General features: G+C 76.2%; 3 protein-coding genes. All 3 read left to right on the forward strand.

Annotation, left to right across the window (positions count from 1 at the left end):
• On the forward strand, positions 1 to 1,143 hold a 1,143-nt coding region (locus AB0K37_RS41675), incomplete at its 5' end, for a hypothetical protein (RefSeq protein WP_363991634.1).
• Positions 1,144 to 1,200: 57 nt separating this feature from the next.
• Positions 1,201 to 1,803, forward strand: coding sequence for a DUF6058 family natural product biosynthesis protein (locus AB0K37_RS41680; RefSeq protein ID WP_363991637.1), 603 nt, complete (start codon positions 1,201 to 1,203; stop codon positions 1,801 to 1,803).
• A gap of 155 nt (positions 1,804 to 1,958) precedes the next feature.
• On the forward strand, positions 1,959 to 2,411 hold the full coding sequence (locus AB0K37_RS41685) for a DoxX family protein (protein ID WP_363991639.1): 453 nt from the start codon (positions 1,959 to 1,961) through the stop codon (positions 2,409 to 2,411).
• The last annotated feature ends 39 nt before the right edge of the window (positions 2,412 to 2,450 follow it).

Raw genomic sequence — 2,450 nt, forward strand, 5'->3', positions numbered from 1 at the left:
GGCGTCCGTGGTGCCCGGCCCGCGAGGCGAGCTCTTCTGGCACCGCGCCAGGCCCTACCGGCTGGGGGTCACCGCCGACGACCGGCACGGCACGACGCGCTCGCCCGGCCGCTGGAGGCCCCGACCGAGTACCCGGCGGGCCTGTCCCAGCTGCGCCCCGACCCGCTGGAATGGCTGCGGACGTTCACCGAGCGGCTCGGCGGCTACACCACGCACGTGCGGGGGCATCCGCCGCTGCCGATGCTGGTGCTGTGGGGGCTGGAGAAGGCCGGTCTCGGCGGCACCGGCTGGGCGGCGGCGCTCATCATCGCCGCCGGGACGTCGGCGGCGGCGGCGATCGCGGTGACGGTGCGGTGCCTGGCGGGGGAGCGCGCGGCGCGGGCCGCGGTGCCGTTCCTGGCGCTGGCGCCGCTGGCGGTGTGGACCGCGACGGCGATGGACGCGTTCTTCCTGGCCGTCGCGGCTTGGGGCACGGCACTGCTCGCGCTCGCCGCGCGCGGCGAGCGGAACCGGGCGCTCGTCCCGGCCGCGGCGGGCGGGCTGCTGCTGGGATGCCTGCCGTATCTGAGCTACGGGCTGCTGCCGCTGTTCGCGGTGCCGCTCGCGGTCGTGGTGCTGGGCCGTCCGCGGGCGCGGGCGCTCGCGGCCGCCGGCGCCGGGCTGGCGGTGGTTCCCGCCGCGTTCACGCTGCTGGGGTTCTGGTGGCCCGACGGCGTCCGCGCCACCCTGGACACCTACCTGGTCAGCCGCGGATCGGCGCAGCGTTCCTACGCCTACTTCCTGTTCGCGAACCTGGCGGTGCTGGGCCTGCTGACCGGTCCGGCGGTGGCGCACGCGCTGCCGCGCATGCTGACCGAACTGTGCCGGGGCGACCTGTGGAGGGGCGTGCTGGGACGGGGCACGCGGTCCCGGGCGGTCGCCCCGGCGGCCACGGTGGCGGCGCTGGCGGGTGCGGCGCTGCTCGGCGTGCTGGTCCTGGACGCGTCCGGCGTCACGCGCGGCGAGGTCGAGCGGATCTGGGTGCCGTTCGCCGCCTGGCTCACGGCCGCCGCCGCCGTCGACCGCTCCCGGGTGCGGGCGTGGCTGGCGGCGCAGGCGGTGACCGCGCTGGCCGTCCAGGCGCTCGTGCTGTCACCCTGGTGAACGCCGCGCGGTGATGTTTCGGCGGCCGGCGAACCGACCGCGGGCTAGCGTCCGCGTATGAGCGACCCCGAGTTGAAGGCGCGTCTGGCGGCGCGGTTCCGGGAGGTCAACGGCGACCACCCGATGACCGCCGCCGACGACGCCTACGTCACCGCCTGGTTCACCGACCTGGAGGACCTGTGCCGCGCCGCAGGCCGCGACGCCGACCAGGTGCGGCGGCTGATGCTGGCGGGCAGGCTGCCCCTGCCCGGCTACCTGCGCTCCGACGGCGCGCAGATGGTGCCCCGGGACCTGTTCGCCCTCGCCGAGCAGGCGGGAGGCGTCGACGCGCTGAAGGGCTGGTTCCTCGCGCACTGGGACGACCCGGCCACCGCCGAGGCGGAATGGGCGGCCTACCTCGACGGGCAGTACGTGTGCCTGCGCTCGGTGACGCCGCGCAACATCCGGCACAAGGACGCCCTGGTCGCCGCGATCGAGGCGGCGCCGGCGGAGCCGGACGCCGGGACGCCGGCGTGGACGCGGCGGCTGCACGCGCTGGTCGACGAGCTCGACGCGCTGGAGCCGCCGTTCACCGCCTACGACCGGCTGCGGTTCGCGGGACCGGTGTCGCGGGACCGGTGCGTCGACGCCGTCCGCGCCCGCTACCCGCGCGACGCCTGACGCCTCTCCGCGGTGAAGTCCACCACCTCTCACCTGCGCTGACACGGCCGCAGAAAATATCTCGAAGAAATCTGGGGCGGGATGTCGATCCGGCGGCCGGCCGTGCGACGCGTCAGTGAAAGGCCGATGAGACACCGCACGGAAGGACCGCCGCCATGAGCGCCCAGACCCACACCACCACCCGCGTCACCGCCACCCGCTCGACGACCGCCTCTTCCTCCGCCGGGGACCGCCGCACGCTGCGCAAGGTGCTGTGGGGCGCGCAGATCCTGCTCGCCGCGTTCCTGTTCTTCGCCTCGGCGCTGCCGAAGTTCGCCGGTCAGGCCGACGCCGTCAGGACCTTCGAGGAGATCGGCTGGGGCCAGTGGCTGCGGTACCTGACCGGGACCGCGGAGGCCGCCGGCGCGATCGGGCTGGTCGTCCCGCGGCTGGCGGGGCTCGCCGCGGCCGGGCTGATCGGCCTGATGGGCGGCGCCGCCCTCACGCAGCTGCTGGTGCTGGAGCCGGCGTGGGCGCTGCTGCCCGTGGGGTTCGCGGTCGTGTTCGCCGCCGTCGCCTGGGACCGCCGCGCCGAGTCCCGCCAGGTGCTGCGCTCGCTGAAGCGTTGAGCGGACGCGTCCGCGGGGGGGGGGGGGGGGGGGGTGGGG

Origin of the sequence: Actinomadura sp. NPDC049753, assembly GCF_040674655.1 — a bacterium.
GTDB classification, from domain to species: domain Bacteria; phylum Actinomycetota; class Actinomycetes; order Streptosporangiales; family Streptosporangiaceae; genus Spirillospora; species Spirillospora verrucosospora.

Bases quoted from the DNA above. Each gene is read 5' to 3' on its own strand.
- AB0K37_RS41680 (WP_363991637.1), top strand. From the start codon at position 1,201: ATGAGCGACCCCGAGTTGAAGGCGCGTCTGGCGGCGCGGTTCCGGGAG.
- AB0K37_RS41685 (WP_363991639.1), top strand. From the start codon at position 1,959: ATGAGCGCCCAGACCCACACCACCACCCGCGTCACCGCCACCCGCTCG.